Source organism: Pseudomonas sp. DF5, assembly GCF_058148225.1.
This window is the reverse complement of sequence record NZ_JBYVYM010000016.1, coordinates 20,705-43,137: the sequence shown is the minus strand read 5'-3', so window position 1 is coordinate 43,137 and position 22,433 is coordinate 20,705. Positions and strand designations below refer to the sequence as shown.

The 22,433-nt window shown below is 59.9% G+C and carries 24 protein-coding genes; all 24 read right to left on the bottom strand.

The window, feature by feature from the left end; genetic code table 11:
* Window positions 1-54: 54 nt before the first annotated feature.
* The gene (flhB, locus tag AC30D7_RS16240) at window positions 55-1,194 is read right to left on the bottom strand and encodes a flagellar biosynthesis protein FlhB (protein WP_490134743.1); all 1,140 of its coding nucleotides are present in this window, start codon (window positions 1,192-1,194) and stop codon (window positions 55-57) included.
* 3 nt (window positions 1,195-1,197) lie between these two features.
* A complete protein-coding gene (gene fliR, locus AC30D7_RS16235) occupies window positions 1,198-1,980 on the bottom strand; it encodes a flagellar biosynthetic protein FliR (RefSeq protein WP_019579582.1) in 783 nt (260 codons plus the stop codon).
* Between the two features lie 3 nt (window positions 1,981-1,983).
* Window positions 1,984-2,253 carry a flagellar biosynthesis protein FliQ gene (fliQ, locus tag AC30D7_RS16230; protein ID WP_007938648.1) on the bottom strand — a complete coding sequence of 90 codons (270 nt, stop codon included), beginning with the start codon at window positions 2,251-2,253 and terminating at the stop codon, window positions 1,984-1,986.
* Entirely contained in the window at window positions 2,250-3,008 is a 759-nt protein-coding gene (fliP, locus tag AC30D7_RS16225; protein ID WP_007938646.1) for a flagellar type III secretion system pore protein FliP, read from the bottom strand. The genes fliQ and fliP overlap by 4 nt, the downstream gene beginning before the upstream one ends.
* Window positions 3,008-3,457 (bottom strand): flagellar biosynthetic protein FliO, encoded by a 450-nt coding sequence (gene fliO, locus AC30D7_RS16220; RefSeq protein ID WP_490134742.1) that lies wholly within the window; start codon window positions 3,455-3,457, stop codon window positions 3,008-3,010. Before fliO ends, fliP begins: the two co-directional genes overlap by 1 nt.
* Complete coding sequence (fliN, locus tag AC30D7_RS16215; RefSeq protein ID WP_019579580.1) at window positions 3,458-3,916, bottom strand: flagellar motor switch protein FliN; 459 nt, start codon at window positions 3,914-3,916, stop codon at window positions 3,458-3,460. It abuts the gene before it with no gap.
* Window positions 3,917-3,972: 56 nt separating this feature from the next.
* The gene (fliM, locus tag AC30D7_RS16210) at window positions 3,973-4,941 is read right to left on the bottom strand and encodes a flagellar motor switch protein FliM (RefSeq protein WP_007938639.1); all 969 of its coding nucleotides are present in this window, start codon (window positions 4,939-4,941) and stop codon (window positions 3,973-3,975) included.
* 9 nt (window positions 4,942-4,950) lie between these two features.
* Entirely contained in the window at window positions 4,951-5,451 is a 501-nt protein-coding gene (fliL, locus tag AC30D7_RS16205; protein WP_490134741.1) for a flagellar basal body-associated protein FliL, read from the bottom strand.
* Between the two features lie 220 nt (window positions 5,452-5,671).
* Window positions 5,672-7,057, bottom strand: a complete 1,386-nt coding sequence (locus AC30D7_RS16200) for a flagellar hook-length control protein FliK (RefSeq protein WP_490134740.1) — start codon at window positions 7,055-7,057, stop codon at window positions 5,672-5,674.
* 138 nt (window positions 7,058-7,195) lie between these two features.
* Window positions 7,196-7,543, bottom strand: coding sequence for an Hpt domain-containing protein (locus tag AC30D7_RS16195; protein WP_490134739.1), 348 nt, complete (start codon window positions 7,541-7,543; stop codon window positions 7,196-7,198).
* 32 nt (window positions 7,544-7,575) lie between these two features.
* The gene (locus AC30D7_RS16190) at window positions 7,576-9,279 is read right to left on the bottom strand and encodes an ATP-binding SpoIIE family protein phosphatase (protein ID WP_490134738.1); all 1,704 of its coding nucleotides are present in this window, start codon (window positions 9,277-9,279) and stop codon (window positions 7,576-7,578) included.
* A gap of 5 nt (window positions 9,280-9,284) precedes the next feature.
* Window positions 9,285-9,590: an STAS domain-containing protein gene (locus AC30D7_RS16185; RefSeq protein ID WP_019579575.1), complete on the bottom strand. Its 306-nt coding sequence runs from the start codon at window positions 9,588-9,590 to the stop codon at window positions 9,285-9,287.
* A gap of 165 nt (window positions 9,591-9,755) precedes the next feature.
* The gene (fliJ, locus tag AC30D7_RS16180) at window positions 9,756-10,205 is read right to left on the bottom strand and encodes a flagellar export protein FliJ (protein ID WP_018925046.1); all 450 of its coding nucleotides are present in this window, start codon (window positions 10,203-10,205) and stop codon (window positions 9,756-9,758) included.
* Window positions 10,206-10,211: 6 nt separating this feature from the next.
* Window positions 10,212-11,570 carry a flagellar protein export ATPase FliI gene (gene fliI / locus AC30D7_RS16175; RefSeq protein ID WP_019579574.1) on the bottom strand — a complete coding sequence of 453 codons (1,359 nt, stop codon included), beginning with the start codon at window positions 11,568-11,570 and terminating at the stop codon, window positions 10,212-10,214.
* The gene (gene fliH, locus AC30D7_RS16170) at window positions 11,560-12,369 is read right to left on the bottom strand and encodes a flagellar assembly protein FliH (RefSeq protein ID WP_019579573.1); all 810 of its coding nucleotides are present in this window, start codon (window positions 12,367-12,369) and stop codon (window positions 11,560-11,562) included. The genes fliI and fliH overlap by 11 nt, the downstream gene beginning before the upstream one ends.
* Before the next feature lie 7 nt (window positions 12,370-12,376).
* Complete coding sequence (gene fliG / locus AC30D7_RS16165) at window positions 12,377-13,396, bottom strand: flagellar motor switch protein FliG (protein ID WP_003184041.1); 1,020 nt, start codon at window positions 13,394-13,396, stop codon at window positions 12,377-12,379.
* Entirely contained in the window at window positions 13,389-15,176 is a 1,788-nt protein-coding gene (fliF, locus tag AC30D7_RS16160; RefSeq protein WP_490134737.1) for a flagellar basal-body MS-ring/collar protein FliF, read from the bottom strand. Before fliF ends, fliG begins: the two co-directional genes overlap by 8 nt.
* A 15-nt stretch (window positions 15,177-15,191) precedes the next feature.
* The gene (gene fliE / locus AC30D7_RS16155; protein WP_007938615.1) at window positions 15,192-15,521 is read right to left on the bottom strand and encodes a flagellar hook-basal body complex protein FliE; all 330 of its coding nucleotides are present in this window, start codon (window positions 15,519-15,521) and stop codon (window positions 15,192-15,194) included.
* A 263-nt stretch (window positions 15,522-15,784) separates the two neighbouring features.
* Window positions 15,785-17,170: a sigma-54-dependent response regulator transcription factor FleR gene (fleR, locus tag AC30D7_RS16150; protein WP_490134736.1), complete on the bottom strand. Its 1,386-nt coding sequence runs from the start codon at window positions 17,168-17,170 to the stop codon at window positions 15,785-15,787.
* A gap of 5 nt (window positions 17,171-17,175) precedes the next feature.
* Window positions 17,176-18,381, bottom strand: a complete 1,206-nt coding sequence (locus AC30D7_RS16145) for a sensor histidine kinase (RefSeq protein ID WP_490134799.1) — start codon at window positions 18,379-18,381, stop codon at window positions 17,176-17,178.
* A gap of 127 nt (window positions 18,382-18,508) precedes the next feature.
* Window positions 18,509-19,984, bottom strand: a complete 1,476-nt coding sequence (locus AC30D7_RS16140; RefSeq protein WP_490134735.1) for a sigma-54 dependent transcriptional regulator — start codon at window positions 19,982-19,984, stop codon at window positions 18,509-18,511.
* Window positions 19,985-20,156: 172 nt separating this feature from the next.
* Window positions 20,157-20,453 carry a flagellar protein FliT gene (gene fliT, locus AC30D7_RS16135; RefSeq protein WP_490134734.1) on the bottom strand — a complete coding sequence of 99 codons (297 nt, stop codon included), beginning with the start codon at window positions 20,451-20,453 and terminating at the stop codon, window positions 20,157-20,159.
* Window positions 20,454-20,463: 10 nt separating this feature from the next.
* Window positions 20,464-20,859 (bottom strand): flagellar export chaperone FliS, encoded by a 396-nt coding sequence (gene fliS / locus AC30D7_RS16130; protein ID WP_490134733.1) that lies wholly within the window; start codon window positions 20,857-20,859, stop codon window positions 20,464-20,466.
* Window positions 20,860-20,985: 126 nt separating this feature from the next.
* Window positions 20,986-22,428 carry a flagellar filament capping protein FliD gene (gene fliD, locus AC30D7_RS16125; protein ID WP_490134732.1) on the bottom strand — a complete coding sequence of 481 codons (1,443 nt, stop codon included), beginning with the start codon at window positions 22,426-22,428 and terminating at the stop codon, window positions 20,986-20,988.
* Between the last annotated feature and the right edge of the window lie 5 nt (window positions 22,429-22,433).

The following is a 22,433-nucleotide window of genomic DNA, read 5'->3' as shown; positions in this document are numbered from 1 at the left end:
AGGACTTCGCCCTCGAACGCTGCCTCGCAGGCTCGACAGCGGCTACAGGTGCAATCAGGAATCGCGGCGCAGATCCGGCGGAATCGGCAAGTCATCCTTGAGCGGATCCGGGCGCTTGCCCTTGCCAGCGCGGTACTGGCGTATCTGGTAGACGTAGGCCAATACCTGAGCTACCGCCAGATACAGCCCGCCAGGAATTTCCTGATCCAGTTCAGTTGAGTAGTAGATCGAACGCGCCAGCGCGGGCGATTCGAGCAGCTGCACTTGGTTGGCCACGGCAATTTCACGGATCTTCAAGGCCAGGAAGTCGCTACCCTTGGCGATCAGCATCGGCGCCCCACCCTTCTCCGGATCGTACTTGAGCGCTACGGCGTAGTGGGTCGGGTTGGTGATGACCACGTCGGCGTCGGGGATCGCGGCCATCATTCGCCGCTGCGACATCTCGCGCTGCAACTGACGAATGCGTTGCTTGACCTCCGGCCGCCCCTCCTGATCCTTGTGTTCGTCACGGATTTCCTGCTTGGTCATCAACAGCTTTTTGTGGCTTTCCCAGAGCTGCACCGGCACGTCGACCAACGCGATGATGATCAGCCCGCACGCCATCCACAACGTGCTCCAGCCCACCACTTGCAGACTGTGGATGATCGCCATGTCCAAGGGTTCATGGGCGATGCGCAGCAAATCGTCGATGTCTGACGACAACACCGCCAGCGCCACGAACAACACGATGAAGAACTTCGCCAGGGCTTTGAGCAACTCCACCAGCGCCTTGGCCGAGAACATTCGTTTCAGGCCTGCGCCGGGGTTCATGCGACTGAACTTGGGCGCCATGGAGCCGGCTGCGAACAGCCAGCCCCCCAGGGAAATCGGACCGATCAGCGCGGCCAGCAGCAAAGTGATCATAACCGGCTGAATCGCCAACAGTGCGATCTCCCCTGAGTGCAGCAGGAAGATGCCCATGTTGCGCTGATCCAGAATCACTTCCCGCGACAGCGTGAAGTTCATCCGCATCAACTCCATTAAATCCTGGGCCAATGCACCACCAAAAATCAGCAAGGCGCCGGCGCCGGCCAGCATCACCGCCAGGGTGTTAAGCTCCTTGGAACGCGCAATCTCGCCCTTCTCACGGGAGTCCTTTTTGCGTTTCTCCGTGGGGTCTTCTGTTTTGTCCTGACCGCTTTCGCTCTCAGCCATGACTCAGCGCGCCTGTGCCAGTTCGCGTAACAACTGCAAGGCTTCGGCGGCCAGTGGTTGATACTGATTGAGGATGTCCGCCAGGCCGACCCAAACGATAAACAAGCCGAGCACCAGGGTCAGCGGGAAGCCAATCGAGAAGATGTTCAACTGCGGCGCCGCCCGGGTCATCACACCAAACGCGATGTTGACCACCAGCAGCGCGGTGATCGCCGGCAACACCAGCAACAGCGCCGCACCAAGCACCCAGCCGAGCTTGCCGGCCAGCTCCCAGAAATGACTGACCATCAACCCGCCACCGACTGGCAGCGTGGTGAAGCTTTCGGTGAGGACTTCGAACACCACCAGATGGCCATTCATCGACAGGAACAACAGCGTCACCAGCATGGTGAAAAACTGCCCGATCACCGCCACCGACACGCCGTTCGTAGGGTCGACCATCGAAGCGAAGCCCATGCCCATCTGGATCGCGACGATCTGCCCCGCCACCACGAACGCCTGGAAGAACAGTTGCAAGGAGAAGCCCAACACCGCGCCGATGATGATTTGCTCGGCGATCAGCAGCAGCGCGCTCAGGTCCAGCGCGTTGACCGCGGGCATGGGCGGCAGACCCGGTGCGATGACCACAGTAATCGCCAGCGCGAAGTACAAACGCACGCGCTTGGGCACCAGCGTCGTGCCGAAAATCGGCATGACCATCAGCAACGAGCCGATGCGAAACAGCGGCAACATGAACGTCGCCACCCAGGTGCTGATCTGCGTATCGGTCAGCTGCAGCAGCGACATGGCTTAACCGATGACCTGAGGAATGCTGTGGTACAGCTGCAGGATGTATTCCATGAAAGTCTGCACCAGCCACGGGCCGGCAACGATCAGCGTCACCAGCATCACCAACAGACGCGGCAGGAAGCTCAGGGTCTGTTCGTTGATCTGGGTGGCCGCCTGGAACATCGCCACCAACAACCCCACCAGCAAGCTCGGAATCACCAGCACGGCGACCATCATGGTGGTCAGCCACAGCGCTTCGCGAAAGATGTCTACGGCAACTTCTGGCGTCATGGCGAAACACCGCCGAAGCTGCTGGCCAACGTGCCGATGATCAACGCCCAGCCATCCACCAGCACGAACAGCATGATTTTGAACGGCAGGGAAATGATCAGTGGCGAGAGCATCATCATACCCATCGCCATCAGCACACTGGCCACCACCAGGTCGATGATCAGGAACGGAATGAAGATCATGAAGCCAATCTGGAACGCGGTTTTCAGTTCCGAGGTCACGAACGCCGGCACCAGAATCGTCAGCGGCGCCTGATCCGGCGTAGCAATATCAGTGCGCTTGGACAGGCGCATGAACAGCTCCAGATCGCTGCTGCGAGTCTGGGCCAGCATGAAGTCCTTGATCGGCACCTGAGCCTTGGCGACTGCATCCTGAGCGGTGAGTTTCTCCGCCAGATACGGCTGCAAGGCATCCTGATTCACCCGATCGAACACCGGCGCCATAATAAACATGGTGAGAAACAGCGCCATGCCGGTGAGGATCTGGTTCGACGGTGTCTGCTGCAAGCCCAGGGCCTGACGCAGGATCGAGAAAACGATGATGATCCGGGTGAAACTGGTCATCAGCATGACGAACGCCGGGATGAAACTCAGCGCCGTCATGATCAGCAGGATTTGCAGGCTGACCGAGTATTCCTGGGCGCCATTGGCATTGGTGCCCAGGGTGATCGCCGGGATCGACAACGGATCGGCGGCGAACGCCAGCGGCGCAGCCAGCATCAGGGCCAGCGTCAAGACGATGCGTAACGCACCCATTACTTCTTATCCTTCTGATCCTTGCCGAGCATCTCCAACAGACGCTGGGCAAACTCCGGAGTCGCTTTCTCGGTTGCGCTCGGCACTTGTACCGGCTCCTTGAGCACATGCAACGCGGTGATGGTGCCGGGGCTCAGGCCGAGCAGAATCTGTTCGTTGCCGACCTGTACCAGCATCAAACGGTCACGGGGGCCGAGGGCTCGGGAACCGATCAACTCGATCACTTGCCCCTTGCCGGCCGGCCCGGCCTGCTGGACCCGGCGCAGCAGCCAGGCGAGGAGGAAGATCAACCCCAGCACCAGCAACAAACCGAACACCAACTGCGTCAATTGCCCGGCCACACCGCTGCTGACGGCTGGCGCGGCGGCCGCTGTCGCAGCAGTCGTCACCGGCTCGGCCGCCAGCACGCTGGATGGCAAGGCCAATAGAACCGCAAGAACCTTGTTCACTCAGCGCAGCTTCTTGATGCGTTCGCTCGGGCTGATCACGTCGGTCAGGCGGATGCCGAACTTTTCGTTGACCACTACCACTTCGCCGTGGGCGATGAGCGTGCCGTTGACCAGCACGTCCAGCGGCTCACCGGCCAGGCGATCGAGCTCGATCACCGAACCCTGGTTGAGTTGCAGCAGGTTGCGGATGTTGATGTCGGTGCTGCCGACTTCCATGGAAATCGACACCGGGATATCAAGGATCACGTCCAGGTTCGGACCGTCCAGCGTCACCGGATCGTGGTTCTTCGGCACGCTGCCGAACTCTTCCATCGGCAGACGGTTGGAGCCCGACGTACCGGCATCGGCCGCCAGCAGCGCATCAATATCGGCCTGCCCGGCGTCACCGGTTTCTTCCAGGGCCGCAGCCCATTCGTCGGCCAGTGCCTGGTCGTCCTGGGCGTTCATATCGTCGTTCATCATTTGTCCTCGGCGGGCAACAATTCAGTTAAATGCGTAGGGGGTACGAGCGCCGGTCAGCGGCGCTCGATCGGCTCGATCACTTGCAACGCGAGGTTGCCCTTGTGCGAGCCCATCTTGACCTTGAAGGCCGGCACGCCGTTGGCGCGCATGATCATTTCTTCCGGCATCTCGACCGGGATCACGTCGCCGGGCTGCATGTGCAGGATGTCGCGAAGGCGCAGCTGGCGGCGGGCAACGGTGGCACCGATCGGTACGTCGACGTCCAGCACGTCCTGGCGCAAGGCGTTGATCCAGCGCTCGTCCTGATCGTCGAGGTCCGACTGGAAGCCGGCATCGAGCATCTCGCGCACCGGCTCGATCATCGAGTACGGCATGGTCACGTGCAGGTCGCCGCCACCGCCATCGAGTTCGATGTGGAACGTCGACACCACAATGGCTTCGCTCGGGCCGACGATGTTGGCCATGGCCGGGTTCACTTCCGAGTTGATGTACTCAAAGTTCACTTCCATGATCGCCTGCCAGGCTTCCTTCAAATCGACGAAAGCCTGCTCCAGCACCATGCGCACCACACGCAGTTCGGTGGGGGTGAATTCACGCCCTTCGATCTTCGCGTGACGGCCGTCGCCGCCGAAGAAGTTGTCCACCAGCTTGAACACCAGTTTGGCGTCGAGGATGAACAGTGCGGTGCCGCGCAGCGGTTTGATCTTGACCAGGTTGAGGCTGGTCGGCACGTACAGCGAGTGCACGTATTCGCCGAACTTCATCACCTGCACACCACCGACGGCAACGTCCGCCGAGCGGCGCAGCATGTTGAACATGCTGATGCGGGTGTAGCGGGCGAAACGCTCGTTGATCATTTCCAGCGTCGGCATGCGTCCACGGACGATGCGATCCTGGCTGGTCAGGTCGTAGCTTTTGACACTGCCGGGTTCGGCAGCATTATCGGTCTGTACCAGACCATCGTCGACGCCATGCAACAGCGCATCGATCTCATCCTGGGACAGCAGGTCCTGCACGGCCATGTCGTGTTCCTACTGCAGTACGAAATTAGTGAAAAGCAACTGTTCGATCACCACTTTGCCCAGCTCTTTCTGCGCCACTTCCTGGACGCTGGCCGTGGCTTTCTGACGCAACATCTCCTGGCCGACCGGGGTTGCCAGCGTGGCGAAATCCTGACCGGAAAACAGCATGACCAAGTTATTGCGGATTACCGGCATGTGGACTTTGAGCGCCTCCAGATCAGCCTGATTGCGACCCAGCATGGTGATGCTCACCTGCATGTAGCGCTGACGGCCGTTCTGGGTGTAGTTGGCCACGAAGGCCGGAGCCATTGGCTCGAAGATCGCCGGCTGCTTGCCGACCACAGCGGTTTCAGCCGCGGCGGCAGGCTTGCTCTGGGCGCTGTGCATGAAGAACCAGGTCGCTCCCACGGACAAGCCGATCGCCAGTAGCAGGGCCACGACGATCACAATGACCAGCTTGATTTTGCCTTTGGTTGCGGGGTCTTTTACTACTGCTTCGCTCTTCGCCATGCCAATAATCCGTCACTAATCGGGTTTTCACAGTCGCACGGCAAGGCAAGAGCAAGTGTTATGCCAGAAGTGTCTGGGGGATTTGAGGCGCAGACTTAAAGAGATCACAAGAAAGGTAGGAGCGAGGCTTGCCCGCGAAGAACGATAATGCGGTTTAACTGATAAACCGGGTTATCGTTCTTCGCGGGCAAGCCTCGCTCCTACTGGGTTTTGCGTTTGATCAGGCGTAGTAATCGACCGCGCTGGAGCCGATCACGCTGGTGGTGTTGGCGGCCACCTCAGCAACCGTCGCGGGAAGCTCTTCATCCATCGAATCCAGGCGACCGCCACTGGCGTTGGTTCGCCCGCCCTGCCCCTGTTGAGCCTGTTCCTGACCCTGGCCCTGCCAGCCACGGGACTGATCGGAAACGTTGACGTCGACCTGGCCCATGCCCTGTTGCGCGAACATGTCACGCAAGCGATGCATTTGCCCGTCGAGTGCTTCGCGAACGCTTGGATGAGCGCTCATGAACGTCACTTGAGTCTGCTGATCCGGAACCATGTTCACCCGAATATCGAGGCGTCCCAGTTCGGCCGGTTGCAGCTGGATATCCGCCGCCTTGAGATTGGCGCTGGACAAGTACATGACCCGGTTGACCACCTCTTCGGTCCAACCGCTCTGATGCATGGCGATCGGCTGGTTCACCGGCAATGCATTGGCCGTCTTGGGCGTTGCCGCCTGCGTCAGCGCCGCCAGACGGTTGGCGAAGTCATCGACACGGGTGTCGCTGCTGGCGGACTTGAGATCCTTGAGGCCGTCATCGATCAGGCCACTGAACGCCTTCTCACCGCCCTGGCTGGTGCTGTCCTGATCGGCTTGCACGTCGAGCATGCTCGCCATGCCTGCGGCAAAAGTCTGAGCCGAGGTCAATTCGCCGTCGGCCTGAGCCTGGGTCGGCGCCGCTTTGGGCTGAGCCTGGCTGGTGGCCGACACATGCCCGCTCTGCTCCATCGCCATGCGCACGGCTGGCAGCGCATCGAGCGGATCGGCTTCGGGATCGAAATCAGGATCGGCCGTCGTAACCGTCGTAACCGTCGTAGCCGTCGGCGCCGCGGTTGCGGTAACGGCGTTAGCAACGGGCACTTCAATGGCTGACTGCACGGTGGCGACAACCGGTGGCGTTTCCGGCACGGGGGCTGGCAGCACCGGCTGCAACACTTGCATCAACGCCGGATCGAGGGCCGGATCGACAGGCGCGGAATCGACTACCGGCGTCGCTGCCTCAGCGGCATCCGGCGCGTCATCGCTGGCCGTCTTGTCATCGCTCTGCGCCGGTTTATCGGCGGGCAAGGATTTGCCGCTATCGGCAACCGTCGGTTCCGGGGCGGCAGACGGGTCGTTGCCCATGTCCTTCTTGCCGGCATTGTCCGGGGCTTTGTCACGTGCGGGTTTAGCAGATCCGTCCATCGTGACCGAGGGCTTGTTCTGAGCCTGATTGGCGTAGACCTGAGCGAAGCTGGACGCCTTGTCACCGGGCTCAGCCATCGACGCCGGTGTATTGGCGGACGCGGCTTGCGTCTTTGCCGCAGCGGCGGCCTGAAGAAGAATGTTGGGGGTAACGGGCATGGAACGGTCTCCGCTGCACTGGGATCATAGGTACAGTTGAGCAAGTTCGCTGCAAGGGTCGAGCCAGCTTCGTTCGCTGGCCGCCAAAAGCGCCGGATGGTTGAGCTGTCATGCGATCCGTAGCGGCTGGTGGTTGTCTTATTCAGCCAGGGAGCGCTGGCGCTCTGCCTCGAAAAGCAGTCGAACAATCGCGAATTCGCCGTCGATTTCTCCAACCAGTGCTTCTATGCCTTCGAGTTTTTTCGCTTTGGCTCGCTGCTCCAGCTCATCGCAGAGCTCAGCCAGCCGGGTCGCGCCCATGTTGCTGCTGCTGCCCTTGAAACTGTGTGCCGTGGCACCTAACCGATCGGCATCGTCAGCCTTGCGCAGCAAGCTCAATCGCTCTTCGGAATCGCTGAGAAAGGTATCGAGCAATTCCGGATACCCGTCCTCCATTACTTCTTGCAACGCGCTCAGCACGTCGCGATCCAGATGTGTGTCGTCCACTTGTTCACTCCTTTGATCAAGAATGCCTGGGATTATGCCTGAGCCTCCCAAAAAAACTCCACGCGAGCACTGCGCCCATTATCGGACCAGCTCGCATGATGACTCAACTGTCGGATCAAACTGACTCCACGTCCCGACAAACGGACATCATCGACGGGACGCTCCATCACCCGTGCCACATCGAAGCCCTTGCCACTGTCTTCGACTCGAACAGTCAGGCAACCGCCTTCGCCTTTTGGCGTCACCTGCAAATGGACCCGCACATAGCCGTCCTGCAATTCGTCCAGGCGCGCACTGCGCTGCTGATAATAACGCGCAAAACCCGAAGCATCGCGTTTGAGACTCGAATCCAGACCTAGCACGCCATGCTCCAGGGCATTGGAATAAAGCTCTGCCAGCACACTGTAGAGCGCACCACTCTGAGCACGCAGGCCATGCACCTCAAACAGCAATTGCAACAGATACGGCAGCGGGTTGAAGCGCTTGAGAGTGGCGGCGCGAAACTCGAAGCTCACCGACCAGTCCAGCGGGCAGGACTGACCGCTGTCGGAATATACCGGTGCTGGCGGGCTCAGTTGCGCCGCATCCAACAGACTGATCTCAACCATGCTCACGTCATCGCGAGCCTCGCCGCGAAAGTCTCGCAGGGCCTGCTCGATTTCCTCGAACAGCGCATCAGGTTGACGATTGGCTGCAAACACCTGCTCCAGTCGCTCGACACCAAACAACTGGTCATTGGCATCACAGGTATCGATCACCCCATCAGACAACAGGAACACCCGATCCCCGACGGCCATCGGGAACACCTCGGTGCGGTCATCGAAGGCTTGCGGGCTCAGTACACCCAGCGGCAAGTGCCGTGCCGTGAGCGCTGTACGCTCGCCGCTGGTGGCGTTGTGCAAATAGCCGTCCGGCATCCCGCCGTTCCAGATCTCCACCGACCCTCGCTGAAAGCTCAGGCGCAGCAGGGCCGCGCAACAGAACATGTCTACCGGCAGGATACGTTTGAGCTTGGCGTTCATCTCGCGCAGGGTTTCGGACAAACCATAACCCTTGGCGGTCATGCCATAGAAAACTTCGGCCAACGGCATGGCACCGACAGCGGCAGGCAAACCATGGCCGGTGAAATCGCCGAGCAACACATGCATGTCGCCGGCCGGGGTAAACGCAGCCAGCAACAGATCGCCGTTGAATAGCGCATAGGGCGATTGCAGATAACGGATGTTCGGCGCATTCAGGCAACCGGAGTGGGCCACCTTGTCGAACACGGCTTTGGCCACGCGCTGTTCGTTGAGCAGGTAATCATGGTGCCTGGCGATCAGATCGCGCTGTTCCAGCACCGTGGCCTGCAAACGCCGCAAGCGGTCCATTGCCTTGATCTTGGCCGCGAGGATCACCTGGTTGTAAGGCTTTGCCAGAAAGTCGTCGCCCCCAGCCTCCAGACAACGCGCCAAGGCTTCGCTTTCGGTCAGCGACGTCAGAAAGATGATCGGCACCAGGGTTTCGCCGGCCAGCGTCTTGATCTGTCGCGCAGCCTCGAAGCCATCCATCACCGGCATCATGGCGTCCATCAGCACCAGGTGCGGTCGCTGCGAGTGAAACGCCTCGACCGCCTCGGCGCCATTACTGGCCGTCAGCACTTCATGGCCTTGGCGACGGACAATAGTGGACAGCAGCATTCGATCGGCCGCACTGTCTTCGGCGATCAGAATCGTCAGCGGCTCGAGCGGCTGCATGACAGTCAACTGATGTCGAACAGCTTGTCGAAGTTGGAGATGGCGAGGATTTTCTTCACATCGCTACTGCTGTTGACGACACGAATATCGGAGTTGTCGCCACCGGCGTGATCGCGCAGCAAAAGCAACATGCCAAGCGCCGAACTGTCGAGATACGTGGCTTCCTTCAGATCTACGACGATGGACTCGGGTTTCTTGTTGAGTCGCTCGTAGGACTCACGAAACTCCTGATGCCGACCGAAATCGAATCGCCCCTTAACCGAAATCGTCAACTTTTGCCCATCCGGGGATACTTCTGTAACGACTGACATTTCACGGCTTCCTTGTCATTGGCGAACGTACGTGTACAAGGTTTAGCACTTGCCGGGGGCTGGAGCAAGGTCAAAAGAACGCAGCCGTCGACAGCGTCTCCGGAATCAGGTTTGCATGCACCCGTGCAGGTGCTGCCGCAGGCTGCAATCCTTTGAAACCAACACTCAATACGAATCCTGACGCGGCAACCGCTGGGACAATTCATCCAGCAACTTCTGCTCGCGCTTGTCTTCCAGTTGCCGTGCTTCATCCATGTAGCGCTGAACCAGTTTGCGCAAGCCTTCGACCCGGGCAAACGCCTGTTGCCAGGCTTCTCGGGCCTTGTTCAGGTTGTTTTGATGCCAGTTCAAGCTCTGGCGCTGCTGGTCGATGGCCGTGCCCAATTGCGCGAGAAAACCCTGATAGCCCAGCAACCACTGGCCCGAAACGCCGCCGCTGCCGCGCACGATCCATTGCTCCTGGTAGTCGAGACGGAAGGCTTCGAGGTCGGCGAGTTTACTTTCTGCCAAACGAACCTGGCCCTGAAAGTGCCCCAGGCGCTGGACGGCGGTTTTCTCGGCCTTTTCAGCCATGTCCACCACAGGCGCCAGGCGTGCCGCGCGACTCGAGGCCATGACCGGTTAACCGCCTGGCGCTGGCGCGAAGACCGAAGCAAGATGGTTTTCGCTGGCGCCCATGCTGATGTTGTCGTTCAAGCCTTGGCGCAAGTACAAGGACATGGCCGGTTGCAGATTGATTGCGGTGTCGGTTTCCCGGTCACCGCCGGGCACATAGGCGCCGACACTGATCAGGTCGCGGCTCTGCTGATAGCGCGACCAGTATTGCTTGAACATCTGCGCGTGGTTCAGGTGTTTGATACCGACCACCGACGGCATGACCCGGCTGATGGACGCTTCGATGTCGATGGCCGGGTAATGCCCTTCCTCGGCCAGGCGCCGGGACAGCACGATGTGCCCGTCGAGCACGCCCCGCGCCGAGTCGGCAATCGGGTCCTGCTGATCGTCGCCTTCGGACAGTACGGTGTAGAACGCGGTGATCGAACCGCCGCCCTTTTCGGCGTTACCGGCCCGCTCCACCAGTTTCGGCAACTTGGCGAACACCGAGGGCGGATAGCCCTTGGTCGCCGGAGGTTCGCCGATGGCCAGGGCGATTTCCCGCTGGGCCTGGGCGAAACGGGTCAGGGAATCCATCAGCAACAGGACATTCTTGCCCTTGTCGCGGAAATACTCGGCGATACGCGTGCAGTACATCGCCGCGCGCAATCGCATCAGCGGCGCATCGTCCGCCGGCGACGCCACCACGACCGAACGCTTGAGCCCTTCCTCGCCGAGGATGTGCTCGATGAACTCTTTAACTTCACGGCCCCGCTCACCGATCAGCCCGACCACGATAATGTCGGCCTCGGTGAAGCGAGTCATCATGCCCAACAGCACACTTTTGCCGACGCCGGTACCGGCAAATAGCCCAAGCCGCTGACCGCGACCGACCGTCAACAAACCGTTGATGCAGCGAATACCGACGTCCAGCGGCTGGCTGATGGGGTCACGCTTGAGCGGGTTGATGGTCGGACCGTCCATCGGCACCCAGTCTTCAGCCTTCATCCCGCCCTTGCCATCCAGCGCACGACCGGCGCCATCAAGCACCCGCCCGAGCATGCTCATGCCCATCGGCAAACGACCGGCGTCAGCCAAAGGAACCACGCGCGCGCCTGGGGCGATGCCCGCGACACTGCCCACCGGCATCAGAAAAACTTTGCTGCCAGAGAAGCCCATGACCTCGGCTTCGACTTGCACCGGATGATAGCTGTCATCGTTGATGACCATGCAGCGGCTGCCCATGGCGGCGCGCAAGCCTTCGGCTTCGAGGGTCAGGCCGACCATACGCAGCAATCGACCTTCGAGGATCGGCGCGCCAGCCAGCTCCGTGGCCTCGGCGTAGCTGCCGAGGCGCTTGGCGAAGCTGGTGCGTTCAAGGCGCATCGGGTTCTTCCAGTTCTGGCTCGACCGGGGCGACCGCAGGCTTTTCGTCGATCGGCAATTCCAGGCTCAGGTCCGGCGCAGCCGGGTGCAGCGCCTGATCGTGAAGTTGGTCGAACAGCTTGGCCATGACCTGGGTTACACGGGTTTCGACGGTCGCATCGATACGACTGTGCTCGGTCTCGACCCGGCAACCGCCCGGCAACAAGGATTCGTCCTCGACGATGCGCCAGGTTTCTTCATGGCGCTCGCGCAGGGCTTTGACCTGTTCGAAATCCTGCGGGTTGACGTACAACCGCACATTGCCCACACCCAGTGGCAAGAGCTTGAGCGCTTCACGCATGACGTGTTCGATCTGCGTCGAGTCGATGGCCAGCTCGCGCTGAATCACCTGCTTGGTGATGTGCTGCACAAGGTCGACCAGCGACTTTTCGATCTGGGTGTCCTGCTCGGCAATGGGCTCGAACAGGTTGGCCATCAACTGTTCCAGACCAGCGATCTTGGCCGTCAGGGCCACTTCGGCTTCCTGACGGACCTTGAGCGTGGTGCTATGGAAACCTTCTTTCTCGCCAACCGCGAAGCCTTCGTTGTAGGCCTCCTGGCGAATGCTTTCGAGCTCCTCAAGAGTCAGTGGCTGGACTTCTTCCAGCGGCACTTCCTCCATTTCCGGCGGTTCGGGTTCCGGTTCCGGCTCGGGTTCCGGCACAAACGGGTCGAAGCTGGGCAACGCCCAGACATCGAAACCTGCGACGTCCTTGCCACGGATCAGGTCGGTCTGGGACTCATCATGTTTGGACGACATAGTGACCTTAGATCATCTCTTCGCCGCCCTTCCCGCCGAGAACGATTTCTCCGGCTTCGGCCATACGGCGGGCAATGGTGAGGATTTCTTTCTGCGCCGTTTCCACGTCGCTGACGCGCACCGGGCCTTTGGCCTCGAGGTCGTCGCGCAACAGTTCGGCCGCCCGTTTGGACATGTTCTTGAAGATCTTTTCCTTGACGCCTTCGTCCGAGCCTTTGAGGGCCAGCACCAGGACGTCCGAGGACACTTCGCGCAACAGCGCCTGAATACCGCGGTCGTCGACATCGGACAGGTTGTTGAACACGAACATGAGGTCTTCGATCTGACCGGACAGGTCTTCGTCGACTTCGCGGATCGAGTCCATCAGTTGACCTTCGATCGAGCTGTCGAGGAAGTTCATGATGTCTGCCGCGCGCTTGATGCCACCCAGGGTGGTGCGCGAGGCATTCGAGTTGCCGGAGAACTGCTTCTCGAGAATCTGGTTGAGTTCTTTCAGGGCCGCTGGCTGCACGGTGTTCAGCGAAGACACCCGCAGGATGATGTCCAGCCGCACCTTATGGTCGAAGTTGCCCAGCACTTCACCGGCCTGGTCCGGGTCGAGATACGCCACCACGATCGCCTGGATCTGCGGGTGCTCGTAACGGATCACGTCGGCAACGGCACGCGGTTCCATCCACTTCAGGCTGTCGAGGCCACTGGTGTTGCCGCCCAGCAGGATCCGGTCGATCAGGCCGTTGGCCTTGTCTTCGCCCAGGGCCTGGGTGAGCATTTTGCGCACGTAGTCGTCAGAGCCGACGCCCAGGCTGGTCTGGTCGCCGACGATGTCGACGAACTCGCTCATGACCTGTTCGACCTGCTCGCGGTGCACGTTACCCATCTGGGCCATGGCCACGCCCACACGCTGAACCTCTTTGGGCCCCATGTGGCGCAGCACTTGCGCGGCATCCGTAGAACCCAGGGACAGCAGCAGGATCGCGGCTTTATCAACCCGGGACAGTTTGGCGACAGCGGCTCGGTTATCACTCATCTGCGTTAATCCACTCTTTCACGACCTGGGCCACGCGACCCGGATCTTCTGCCACCAGACTCTTGATTGCGTTCAACTGTGCGTCATAGCCTTCGCTCGGGCTCGGCAGCAGGATGCTGGTCGGGCCACCGAGGCTGACGCGGTCGTTGGCCAGTTCGCCGTCCAGGCCGCCCATGCCGCCGAGTTCCACGTCGCTGCCAAAGGCCGCGAGTTGCTTGCCTTTGCCGCCACCGGTGATGTTGTTGAGCACCGGACGCAGCACACCGAACACCAGCACCAGGATGAACAACACACCCAGCACTTGCTTGACGATGTCCCAGAACCACGGCTGGGAATAGAACGGAATATCGGCGATCACTTCACCGCGCTCGGCGGAGAACGGCATGTTGATCACGCTGACGCTGTCGCCACGGCTGGCGTCGAAACCGACCGCGTCCTGCACCAGGCGAGTGAAGCGCGCCAATTCATCGGCGCTCCACGGCGCACGGGTGGTTTCGCCATTGGCCGCGTTGACCTTGACCTGATCGTCCACCACCACCGACACCGACAGGCGATTCAAACGGCCCTGCTGTTGCTTGGTGTGGCTGATGGAACGGTCGAGTTCGAAGTTCTTGGTGGATTGTTGACGCTTGTCCGCCGGGTACGGCGCCAGCATTGGCTGGCCGGTGGCCGGGTCCATGATTTGCTGACCGTTGGCATCAAGCAGTGGCTGGCCTGGCTGCACCATCCCGGCCGACGCGGTGGCGCCACCAGTAGTTTGCGGCGCCGAGGCAGGCGACGGCGGCTGGTTGCTCAAGGCACCCGGCACACCTTGCGGGCCATTGCTGGCGGTACGTTGTTCGTTGACCGACTGCTCGCTGCGCAACGCCGGTTGATCCGGGTTGAACTGCTCGGAAGTCGATTCGACGGCACTGAAATCCACATCGGCCGAGACTTCGGCTTTATAGCGGTCGTTGCCCAGTACCGGTTGCAGAATGTTGTGCACGCGCTGAGTCAGCATGCTTTCCATGCGACGGCTGTAATCAAACTGCTTGCCGGCCATGGTCAGCTCGGAGTTTTCCGCCTGATCCGACAGCAGGTTGCCCTTCTGGTCGACGACGGTGATCTGCGATTTGCTCAGTTCGGGAACGCTGGTCGCCACCAGATTGATGATGGCGACGACCTGACCTGGCTCCAGCGAGCGACCGGAATACAGTTCAACCAGAACAGAAGCGCTGGGCTTGCGCTCGTCACGCACGAACACCGAACTCTTCGGAATCGCCAGGTGCACGCGAGCACCCTTGACGTTATTCAGGCTGGAAATGGTCCGGGCCAGTTCGCCTTCGAGGCCGCGACGATAACGGGTCGCTTCCATGAACTGACTGGTGCCCAGCCCCTGCTCCTTGTCGAGGATCTCGAAACCGATGTTGCCGTCGCTGGGAGTGACACCAGCGGCCGCGAGCTTGAGCCGCGCACGGGACAGGTCATCGGCCTTGACCAGCAAGGCACCGGAGTTCGGTTCGACGGTATAGGGAATGTCGGCGGAGGCCAGGGTTTCCATGACCTGCTTGGCATCCATGCCGGCAAGGCTGCCGTACAGAGGCCGGTAGTCCGGCTGCTGGGACCACAACACCACGGCAAAACCAATCGCCACGCTCGCGGCCAGGCCGACCAACAGGCCCACCTGACGCAACATGGTCATCTCGGAGAGGTTTTCCAGGAAAGACAACCCGAACAACGGCGGTTTGCCGTCTATTGGAGTGGCCTTGGCCGGAACATTATCGGCGATTGCTTCTGCCATGACTCAATCTCGTCCTTAAACCGGCATCTGCATGATGTCTTGGTAAGCCTGAACCAGCTTGTTACGTACTTGGGTCAGCGCCTGAAAAGACACACTGGCCTTCTGTGAGGAAATCATCACGTCCGTCAGATCGACGCCGCTTTTACCAATCTCGAAGGCACTGGCCAACTGATTGGACGCCTGCTGGGTGTCGTTCACTTTATTGACGGCCTGACCGAGCATGTCGGAAAAGCTGCTGCCACCCACTTCAGGGACTGCGGCAGTCGATTTCGGCGCAGACATGGCATCCATTTGCATGGCGCGCATATCCAGCATCAACCGATTAAATTCAATACCTTGGCTCATGGTTTCTCTCTTTGACGAAGCTACGTCTTTGGCTCCCCGCAATTTTTTTGACGCTCACTCGGCGGGTAGTGAGGTGTTAGCAACAAGGGTGCCAGCTCCATGGCCGCGCCAAACAAAAGCCGTCCGGACTTTGCATTCACCACGAAACAAATGTGGGCTTGCTCGCGAATACGGTTTTCCATTCAAAAGAGATGCTGGCTGGTTTACAGCTTTCGCGAGCAAGCCCGCTCCCACATTTGGATCGGTGCTGCTTGCGTCAACTTTCAGGTGGCGAACAAATACGCTTCCACATCCATTCCGGCGTCGCGCATCTGGGCCAGTTTGTAGCGCAAGGTGCGCGGGCTGATGCCCAGTCGCTCGGCGGCTTCCTTGCGACGGCCGCGCTCGGAGCGCAAGGTGTCGATGATCATCTGGAACTCACGACGCCGCAGATCATCGCCGAGAGCGCCCGCCGATTCGGCTTCGACCTCCACAACGCGCGCGGGCGTAGGCGCCAATGCCGGCAATGGCGCGCACGCCACAGGCCCGGCCAGGCAGAAATCCTGCGGCTGGATCAAACCGCCCTGTTGCAGGATCAACGCACGCTGGATTGCGTTATCCAGCTCACGCACATTGCCCGGCCACGGATAGCCGATCAGGCAGGCCTGCGCCTCAGGCGAAAGCTTTGCCGCGGCATGCTTCATTTTATTGACGTGTTTGGCCAGCAGGCGCTCGGCCAGCGGCAGAATGTCGGCGGTGCGCTCGCGCAATGGACGCCACGCCAGCGGGAACACCGACAGGCGATAGTAGAGGTCTTCACGAAAACGCCCCGCCGCCACTTCACCGGCCAGGTCGCGGTTTGTGGTGGCGACCACTCGAATGTCCAGCGTGATCGGCTTGCGGGCGCCGACTCGCTCGACTTCACGCTCCTGCAATACACGCAGTAACTTGGCCTGCAGGCCGAGGGGCATTTCAGAGATTTCGTCGAGCAGGATCGTCCCGCCATCGGCCTGCTCGAACTTGCCGGCTTGCGCCGCGATGGCGCCGGTGAACGAACCCTTTTCGTGACCGAACAAAGTGGCTTCGAGCATGTTGTCCGGGATCGCTGCGCAGTTGATCGCAATGAATGGCTGACTGGCGCGATGGGAGTGCTGATGGATGTAACGCGCCAGCACTTCCTTGCCGGTCCCGGACTCACCGGAGATCAACACCGTGGAATCACTGCGCGCCACCCGCGCGGCCAATTCCAGCAATTGCGCACTGGCCGGCTCGAACGCCACAGGCCCCTCATTCTCGATCGCACCGAGATTGCCCAGGGCGTGACGCGCCACCAGGTCGAGCAAGGCTTTGGGCTCGAACGGCTTGACCAGGTAATCCGCCGCGCCCTGGCGCATGGCGTCGACCGCGCGCTCGACCGCGCCGTGAGCAGTCATCAGCAGCACCGGCAGTTGCGGCTGACGAGCACGCAACAACCCAAGCAATTGGTGACCGTCCATGCCCGGCATGTTGACGTCACTGACCACCAGGTTAAATGCCTCGGTGCCAACCGCAGTCAGCGCCTCTTCCGCCGAACCGACAGCGGTGTAATCGTGCCCGCCAAGCAACAGCGTATCGGCCAATGCTTCTCGTAGCGCGCGGTCATCCTCGACCAGTAAAACCTTGATGGCCATGTCCTTCACTTCACTCCCTGAGCGCAGGGCTGCTCACCCGCAAAAAGCGGCAGGATCACCTGTGCGCAAGTACCGCGCCCCGGCCGCGAACGTAACTGCAATTCTCCCTGATGAGCACGCGCTACTGCCTTGACCACGGTCAGGCCCAGGCCGGTTCCGGTGGTTTTGGTGGTGAAAAACGGCTCGCCCAAACGTGCCAGCACCGCGCTGTCGATACCGCTGCCGCTGTCGCTGACGCACAGGTGCAGATTGCTGCCGCGGGTGTATAGGTGAACCTTCAAACGGACGTCGCCGGCACTGGCCTGAATGGCGTTCTCGATCAGATTGAGGATCGCCCCGACCAGCGTATCGCGATTGCACAGCAACTCACCGGCATGACTGTCGCACTGCCAGCGAACCGGCAGATCCTGGACATGGGTCAATGCGGCCGCTTGCAGCGACTGCATCAGTATTTTTGGGGTGACACGATCGGTCAGCGGCAGCTCGCCACGAGCGAACACCAGCATGTCGCGCACTTGGTGTTCCAGCTCATGCAGACGCTCCTTCAGGCGACCGGCAAAACGCTGCTGCGTGGCGACCGGCAGCTCCTGCTCAGTCAAATGACTGGCATAGAGCAACGCGGCGGACAAGGGCGTACGAATCTGATGAGCCAACGAGGCGACCATGCGACCGAGCGACGACAGGCGCTCATGGCGGGCCAGTTGGTCTTGCAGATGACGGGTTTCAGTCAGGTCGTTGAGCAACACCAACTGACCAGGTTCAGCATCCAGCGAGCGGGTAGCGATCGACAGGCGCCGACCGTCCTTGAGGGAGATTTCGTGACCATCGTCTTCGCGCGGCGCAAAGCATCGCGCAATGACGTGCCGCCACAGCTCGCCTTCGAGGGGCAGGCCGAGCAGCTCACATGCGGCGGGATTGGCTTCACGCACGATGCCTTGGGCGTCGATGACGATGACGCCGCCGGGCAATAGGTCGAGGAGGTTTTGCAGCCGGTTGGCCAGACGCTCTTTTTCCGCCAGCTCCTGCATGCGCTGAGCACTGACCACCGCCAGTTCGCCCTTGAGCTCGGTGACCCGCGCTTCGAGCATGCTGTAGGAATCGGTCAATTGGCTCGACATCTGGTTGAACAGCGCAAACGCCTGCTCAAGGCCAAGCCGGCTTGCCTGCTCTACGGACGACGGTTGCCCCAAAACATCAGGGACAGGAGACATCTGGGCGGCTTGGGGCATTGTGCTCTCTCGCGTGGTGACCGTCAGTTAAACGGAACGTTGCGAGGGACGTAGCAATACCCGTGCCTAAAAAAAACTGCCTATAAATGAAGGGGTTGAAAAACAGGCGTCAATCATCCGCCTGTTCATCACCATCACGACGGCTCATGCCGTACTTGCGCATCTTCTCCACCAAGGTCGTGCGACGAATACGCAGCCGTTCGGCCGCTCGCGCCACAATGCCATTGGCGTCATCCAGCGCCTGCTGAATCAAGCCTTGCTCCAGACCGCCGAGGTAGTCCTTCAGGTCCAGGCCTTCCGGCGGCAGCAGCGCATTGGCGGTGAAGTCCGGGGTATGACCGTTGATGGCCACCCGCTCTTCGAGATCACTGCGCAGGCTGTCGACCATCTGCTCGTCTTCGTCATCGACGTAGCGGAATTTCTTCGGCAACTCGACCACGCCGATCACCCCGTACGGGTGCATGATCGCCATGCGCTCCACCAAGTTGGCCAGCTCGCGAACGTTGCCCGGCCAGCCGTGACGGCACAGCGACATGATCGCCGCCGAGTTGAAACGGATCGAACCGCGCTTCTCGTGCTCCATGCGCGAGATCAGCTCGTTCATCAGCAACGGAATGTCTTCGACGCGCTCGCGCAGTGGCGCCATCTCGATCGGGAACACGTTCAGGCGATAGTAGAGGTCTTCGCGGAACGTGCCGATCTCGATCATGCTTTCGAGATTCTTGTGGGTCGCCGCGATGATCCGCACATCGACGCTTTGGGTCTTGTTGCTGCCCACACGCTCGAAGGTGCGCTCCTGCAAGACGCGCAACAGCTTGACCTGCATCGGCAGCGGCATGTCGCCGATTTCGTCGAGGAACAGCGTACCGCCGTTGGCCAGCTCGAAACGCCCGGCACGGCTGGTGATCGCCCCGGTGAAGGCGCCCTTCTCGTGACCGAACAATTCACTTTCCAGCAACTCGGCCGGGATCGCCCCGCAGTTGACCGGAACGAACGGCGCTTCACGACGCTTGGAGTGGTAATGCAGATTGCGCGCAACCACTTCCTTGCCAGTGCCGGACTCGCCGAGGATCAGCACGCTGGCGTCGGTGTCGGCAACTTGCTGCATCATCTGACGGACGTGTTGAATCGCCCGACTGGTGCCGACAAGGCTGCGGAACAGATTCGGTTCACGGTGACGACCGCGCTCACGGGCCTGGTCATACATCTCGCGATAGACCTGGGCACGGTGCAGCGAATCGAGCAGTTTGCTGTAGCTGGGTGGCATCTCAAGGGTCGAAAGCACTCGGCGACGCTGGTCTTCCGGCAAGTCAATGGAAGAATTATCGCCCATTAACAAAACTGGAAGGAACTCATCCCAGGTTGCGAGTGTCTTTAACAGGCCCAAAAGTGCACCAGGAGCATTGACCGTCCCGATGAGGACACAGATTACTTCACGACTTGATGCCAGAGAGCCGACCGCCTGCTGCCAGTCATGGCTGCCACAGGGTAAATTTTCTTCGCCGAGAAAATTTAAAATCACCGCCAAATCGCGGCGACGGACGCTATCGTCATCAATCAGCAGAATTTTGGTTTCACGCCACATGCAATAGCAACTTCCCTAGTCAACTCAATGCCCAAAATGAGGGGCAAGCTAGACGCTTGCAGACACGATGTGCCTGTAGACGCCTGAAATCTGGAACCAGCCACTAGTTAAGTCAAAAAACCGTGCACAGTCAAATTTATGGCGCACTATGTTTGGATTAACTGAGGGTTAATTAACCAAACAGATGGTAAACCTTTGCCGCGTTCTGTGCTTGGTGGATCTGCGACATCTCGTCAACTATCGCCTGACGCTCCCCCGTCGCCGCCTCCAGAAGCTGTTTATACACTCCCAGCAACCCCTCCAGGTTGTCGCGCAACGCGGTCTCATCCACCGAGGCTTCACTCAAGACGTCTTCCATGCAGGAACGGCAAGCCAGGTCCAACTCGCCAATGGCTTCCCAGTTGCGCTCGGCCAATGCATCGACCAGGGCGTCCCGGGTCTGTTCGATTCGCTGCAATACAAGACTCATGGTGATCTCCTTAAAACTGGGGAGCAGGTGCGGCGATAGCATCCCAACCGTCTTTCACCGTGCGAAGCAAATCGGCAACTTCGTCGAGGATTTTCGGATCGGTCTTGAGGTTGGCTTCTGCCAGGCGTTTCATCATGTAAGCATAGAGATTGTCCAACTCACCAACGGACTCCGCCTGCTTCTCCAGGTCCAATCCCTCTCGCAAACCACCGATAATGCCGATGGCCTTGCCGATTAGAACACCTTTTCTGGCGACATCCTTGCGCTCCATGGCGCCTTTAGCCTGAGCGATGCGATCCAGACCGCCTTCCATAAGCATTTGCACCAGACGATGAGGGCTGGCCTCGGAAGTCTGGGCTTGCGCGCCAATCTTCTGGTACTGCCGAAGGGCTAACATCGGGTTCATGCTGTACCTCATCTAAACTCTGTGATTCGTATAATTAGGCTATCGACATAGCGTCAAAAATCTTTAGTCCGAAACTAAAAAAGCCCGACAAGCGGAATCCGCTGCCGGGCTTTTGGCGTTTATGCGCTATGAAGCGTTTTTCTGCGCATTCATCGCGTCGAACATCGAAGTGATATTGCTCGCCGTTGCCTTCAGCTTACCGACAAGGGTATCCATGTCGTTGTACTTCTTGGTCAGCACGGCCGTCAGCGTCTCGACCCGACGATCCAGGGCTGCCTGCTGATTGGCCAGATTGCTCTTGGCCTTGGCCAGGTTGCTCGAACGGGTATCGAGGATCCCCTCATTACCAGTGATCGTGTAAGGGGTGATTGCATCGTTCATGCGCGTCAACAGCCCCTTGGCGGCATCGCCAGTCGCCGTCGGATCGCCCAGGAACAGCTTCTGAACCTCACCACCGAGCTTCTGGGTATCCATCGCTGCGGTGAACTTGGTGCTATCGAAATCCAGCGCACCGGTTTTCTGATTGGTGGTGATACCCAATTGCGACAGGACAGTGAGCTTGTCACCCGCACCGGTAGTCACTAATGGCGAACGAATCGATGCCATGATACCGCGCGCCAGCGGGTCACCGGTCAGTGCGGCAGCAACGGTCGGCTTGCCGTCGTCATCCAGGGAAGGTTTGGTCAACGCATTGACACTGGTCACAACCTGGTTATAGGCATCAACGAAAGCTTGAATGGATTTTTTCAGGCCATCACTGTTCGGGCCGACCGTCACCGTCGTGGTTGCACCACCACCGGCGACCAGATTCAGGGTCAAGCCGGAAATGGCTGCGTCGACCGTATTGCTTTTGCTGGTAAGCGCGAGCCCGTCGACGGTGAAATTGGCGTCCACCGCGAAATCTCCGATGGCACCCGCCGAAGTCGCTGTAGGGGTTGTACCCATTTGCTGGCCGGCATTGATCTCCAGACCCGCGATACCGCTGAGGGTGATATCGGAACCGGCACCGGTTGCCGTGGACCCCATTACCAGACGCGAACCAAACGAGTCGGTCACGATGTTGGCACTGAAGCCGTTCGCGCCCTGCTGGGTATTGATCGCATCGCGAACCGACTGCAACGTCGCGCCCGCCGGAATGGTGACAGAACTGGATACACCGTTTTGCGTGATATTGAGCGTGCCGCTCGCAATGGCACTGCTGGCACCGCCGGCAAAGGCTGCGGTGGCCACTTTGGACGAGGTCGCAAGGTTAGTGACCTTGACCACGTAAGAGCCGTTAACGGCCGTGTTGCTGGCCACAGCGGTCAATACTTTCGCGTCAGCGGACGTGGCGTTGTAGCCGAGGAATTGCGGAGCCTGCGTATCTTGCAGCTTCTTGATTGCAGCCTGGAAGTTCGCCAGAACACTTTTGAGAGTACCAATACCGGAAATCTGCGCAGTGTTGGTGGTCGTCTGACGATCGATCTGATTCTGCTTGGCCGCCTTGTCGGCATTGACCAAGGCCTTGACGATAGCACCGGTATCAAGACCGGAACCTAAGCCCGTGCCCGGTAGAATTGGACTTGCCATGTGGA

What these genes read in the sequence shown, in the direction of transcription:
- flhB (WP_490134743.1), bottom strand. Translation starts at nt 1,194, where the DNA reads ATGGCTGAGAGCGAAAGCGGTCAGGACAAAACAGAAGACCCCACGGAG.
- fliR (WP_019579582.1), bottom strand. Translation starts at nt 1,980, where the DNA reads ATGTCGCTGCTGCAGCTGACCGATACGCAGATCAGCACCTGGGTGGCG.
- fliQ (WP_007938648.1), bottom strand. Translation starts at nt 2,253, where the DNA reads ATGACGCCAGAAGTTGCCGTAGACATCTTTCGCGAAGCGCTGTGGCTG.
- fliP (WP_007938646.1), bottom strand. Translation starts at nt 3,008, where the DNA reads ATGGGTGCGTTACGCATCGTCTTGACGCTGGCCCTGATGCTGGCTGCG.
- fliN (WP_019579580.1), bottom strand. Translation starts at nt 3,916, where the DNA reads ATGAACGACGATATGAACGCCCAGGACGACCAGGCACTGGCCGACGAA.
- fliM (WP_007938639.1), bottom strand. Translation starts at nt 4,941, where the DNA reads ATGGCCGTGCAGGACCTGCTGTCCCAGGATGAGATCGATGCGCTGTTG.
- fliL (WP_490134741.1), bottom strand. Translation starts at nt 5,451, where the DNA reads ATGGCGAAGAGCGAAGCAGTAGTAAAAGACCCCGCAACCAAAGGCAAA.
- AC30D7_RS16200 (WP_490134740.1), bottom strand. Translation starts at nt 7,057, where the DNA reads ATGCCCGTTACCCCCAACATTCTTCTTCAGGCCGCCGCTGCGGCAAAG.
- AC30D7_RS16190 (WP_490134738.1), bottom strand. Translation starts at nt 9,279, where the DNA reads ATGCAGCCGCTCGAGCCGCTGACGATTCTGATCGCCGAAGACAGTGCG.
- AC30D7_RS16185 (WP_019579575.1), bottom strand. Translation starts at nt 9,590, where the DNA reads ATGTCAGTCGTTACAGAAGTATCCCCGGATGGGCAAAAGTTGACGATT.
- fliJ (WP_018925046.1), bottom strand. Translation starts at nt 10,205, where the DNA reads ATGGCCTCGAGTCGCGCGGCACGCCTGGCGCCTGTGGTGGACATGGCT.
- fliI (WP_019579574.1), bottom strand. Translation starts at nt 11,570, where the DNA reads ATGCGCCTTGAACGCACCAGCTTCGCCAAGCGCCTCGGCAGCTACGCC.
- fliH (WP_019579573.1), bottom strand. Translation starts at nt 12,369, where the DNA reads ATGTCGTCCAAACATGATGAGTCCCAGACCGACCTGATCCGTGGCAAG.
- fliG (WP_003184041.1), bottom strand. Translation starts at nt 13,396, where the DNA reads ATGAGTGATAACCGAGCCGCTGTCGCCAAACTGTCCCGGGTTGATAAA.
- fliF (WP_490134737.1), bottom strand. Translation starts at nt 15,176, where the DNA reads ATGGCAGAAGCAATCGCCGATAATGTTCCGGCCAAGGCCACTCCAATA.
- fliE (WP_007938615.1), bottom strand. Translation starts at nt 15,521, where the DNA reads ATGAGCCAAGGTATTGAATTTAATCGGTTGATGCTGGATATGCGCGCC.
- fleR (WP_490134736.1), bottom strand. Translation starts at nt 17,170, where the DNA reads ATGGCCATCAAGGTTTTACTGGTCGAGGATGACCGCGCGCTACGAGAA.
- AC30D7_RS16145 (WP_490134799.1), bottom strand. Translation starts at nt 18,381, where the DNA reads ATGTCTCCTGTCCCTGATGTTTTGGGGCAACCGTCGTCCGTAGAGCAG.
- AC30D7_RS16140 (WP_490134735.1), bottom strand. Translation starts at nt 19,984, where the DNA reads ATGTGGCGTGAAACCAAAATTCTGCTGATTGATGACGATAGCGTCCGT.
- fliT (WP_490134734.1), bottom strand. Translation starts at nt 20,453, where the DNA reads ATGAGTCTTGTATTGCAGCGAATCGAACAGACCCGGGACGCCCTGGTC.
- fliS (WP_490134733.1), bottom strand. Translation starts at nt 20,859, where the DNA reads ATGAACCCGATGTTAGCCCTTCGGCAGTACCAGAAGATTGGCGCGCAA.
- fliD (WP_490134732.1), bottom strand. Translation starts at nt 22,428, where the DNA reads ATGGCAAGTCCAATTCTACCGGGCACGGGCTTAGGTTCCGGTCTTGAT.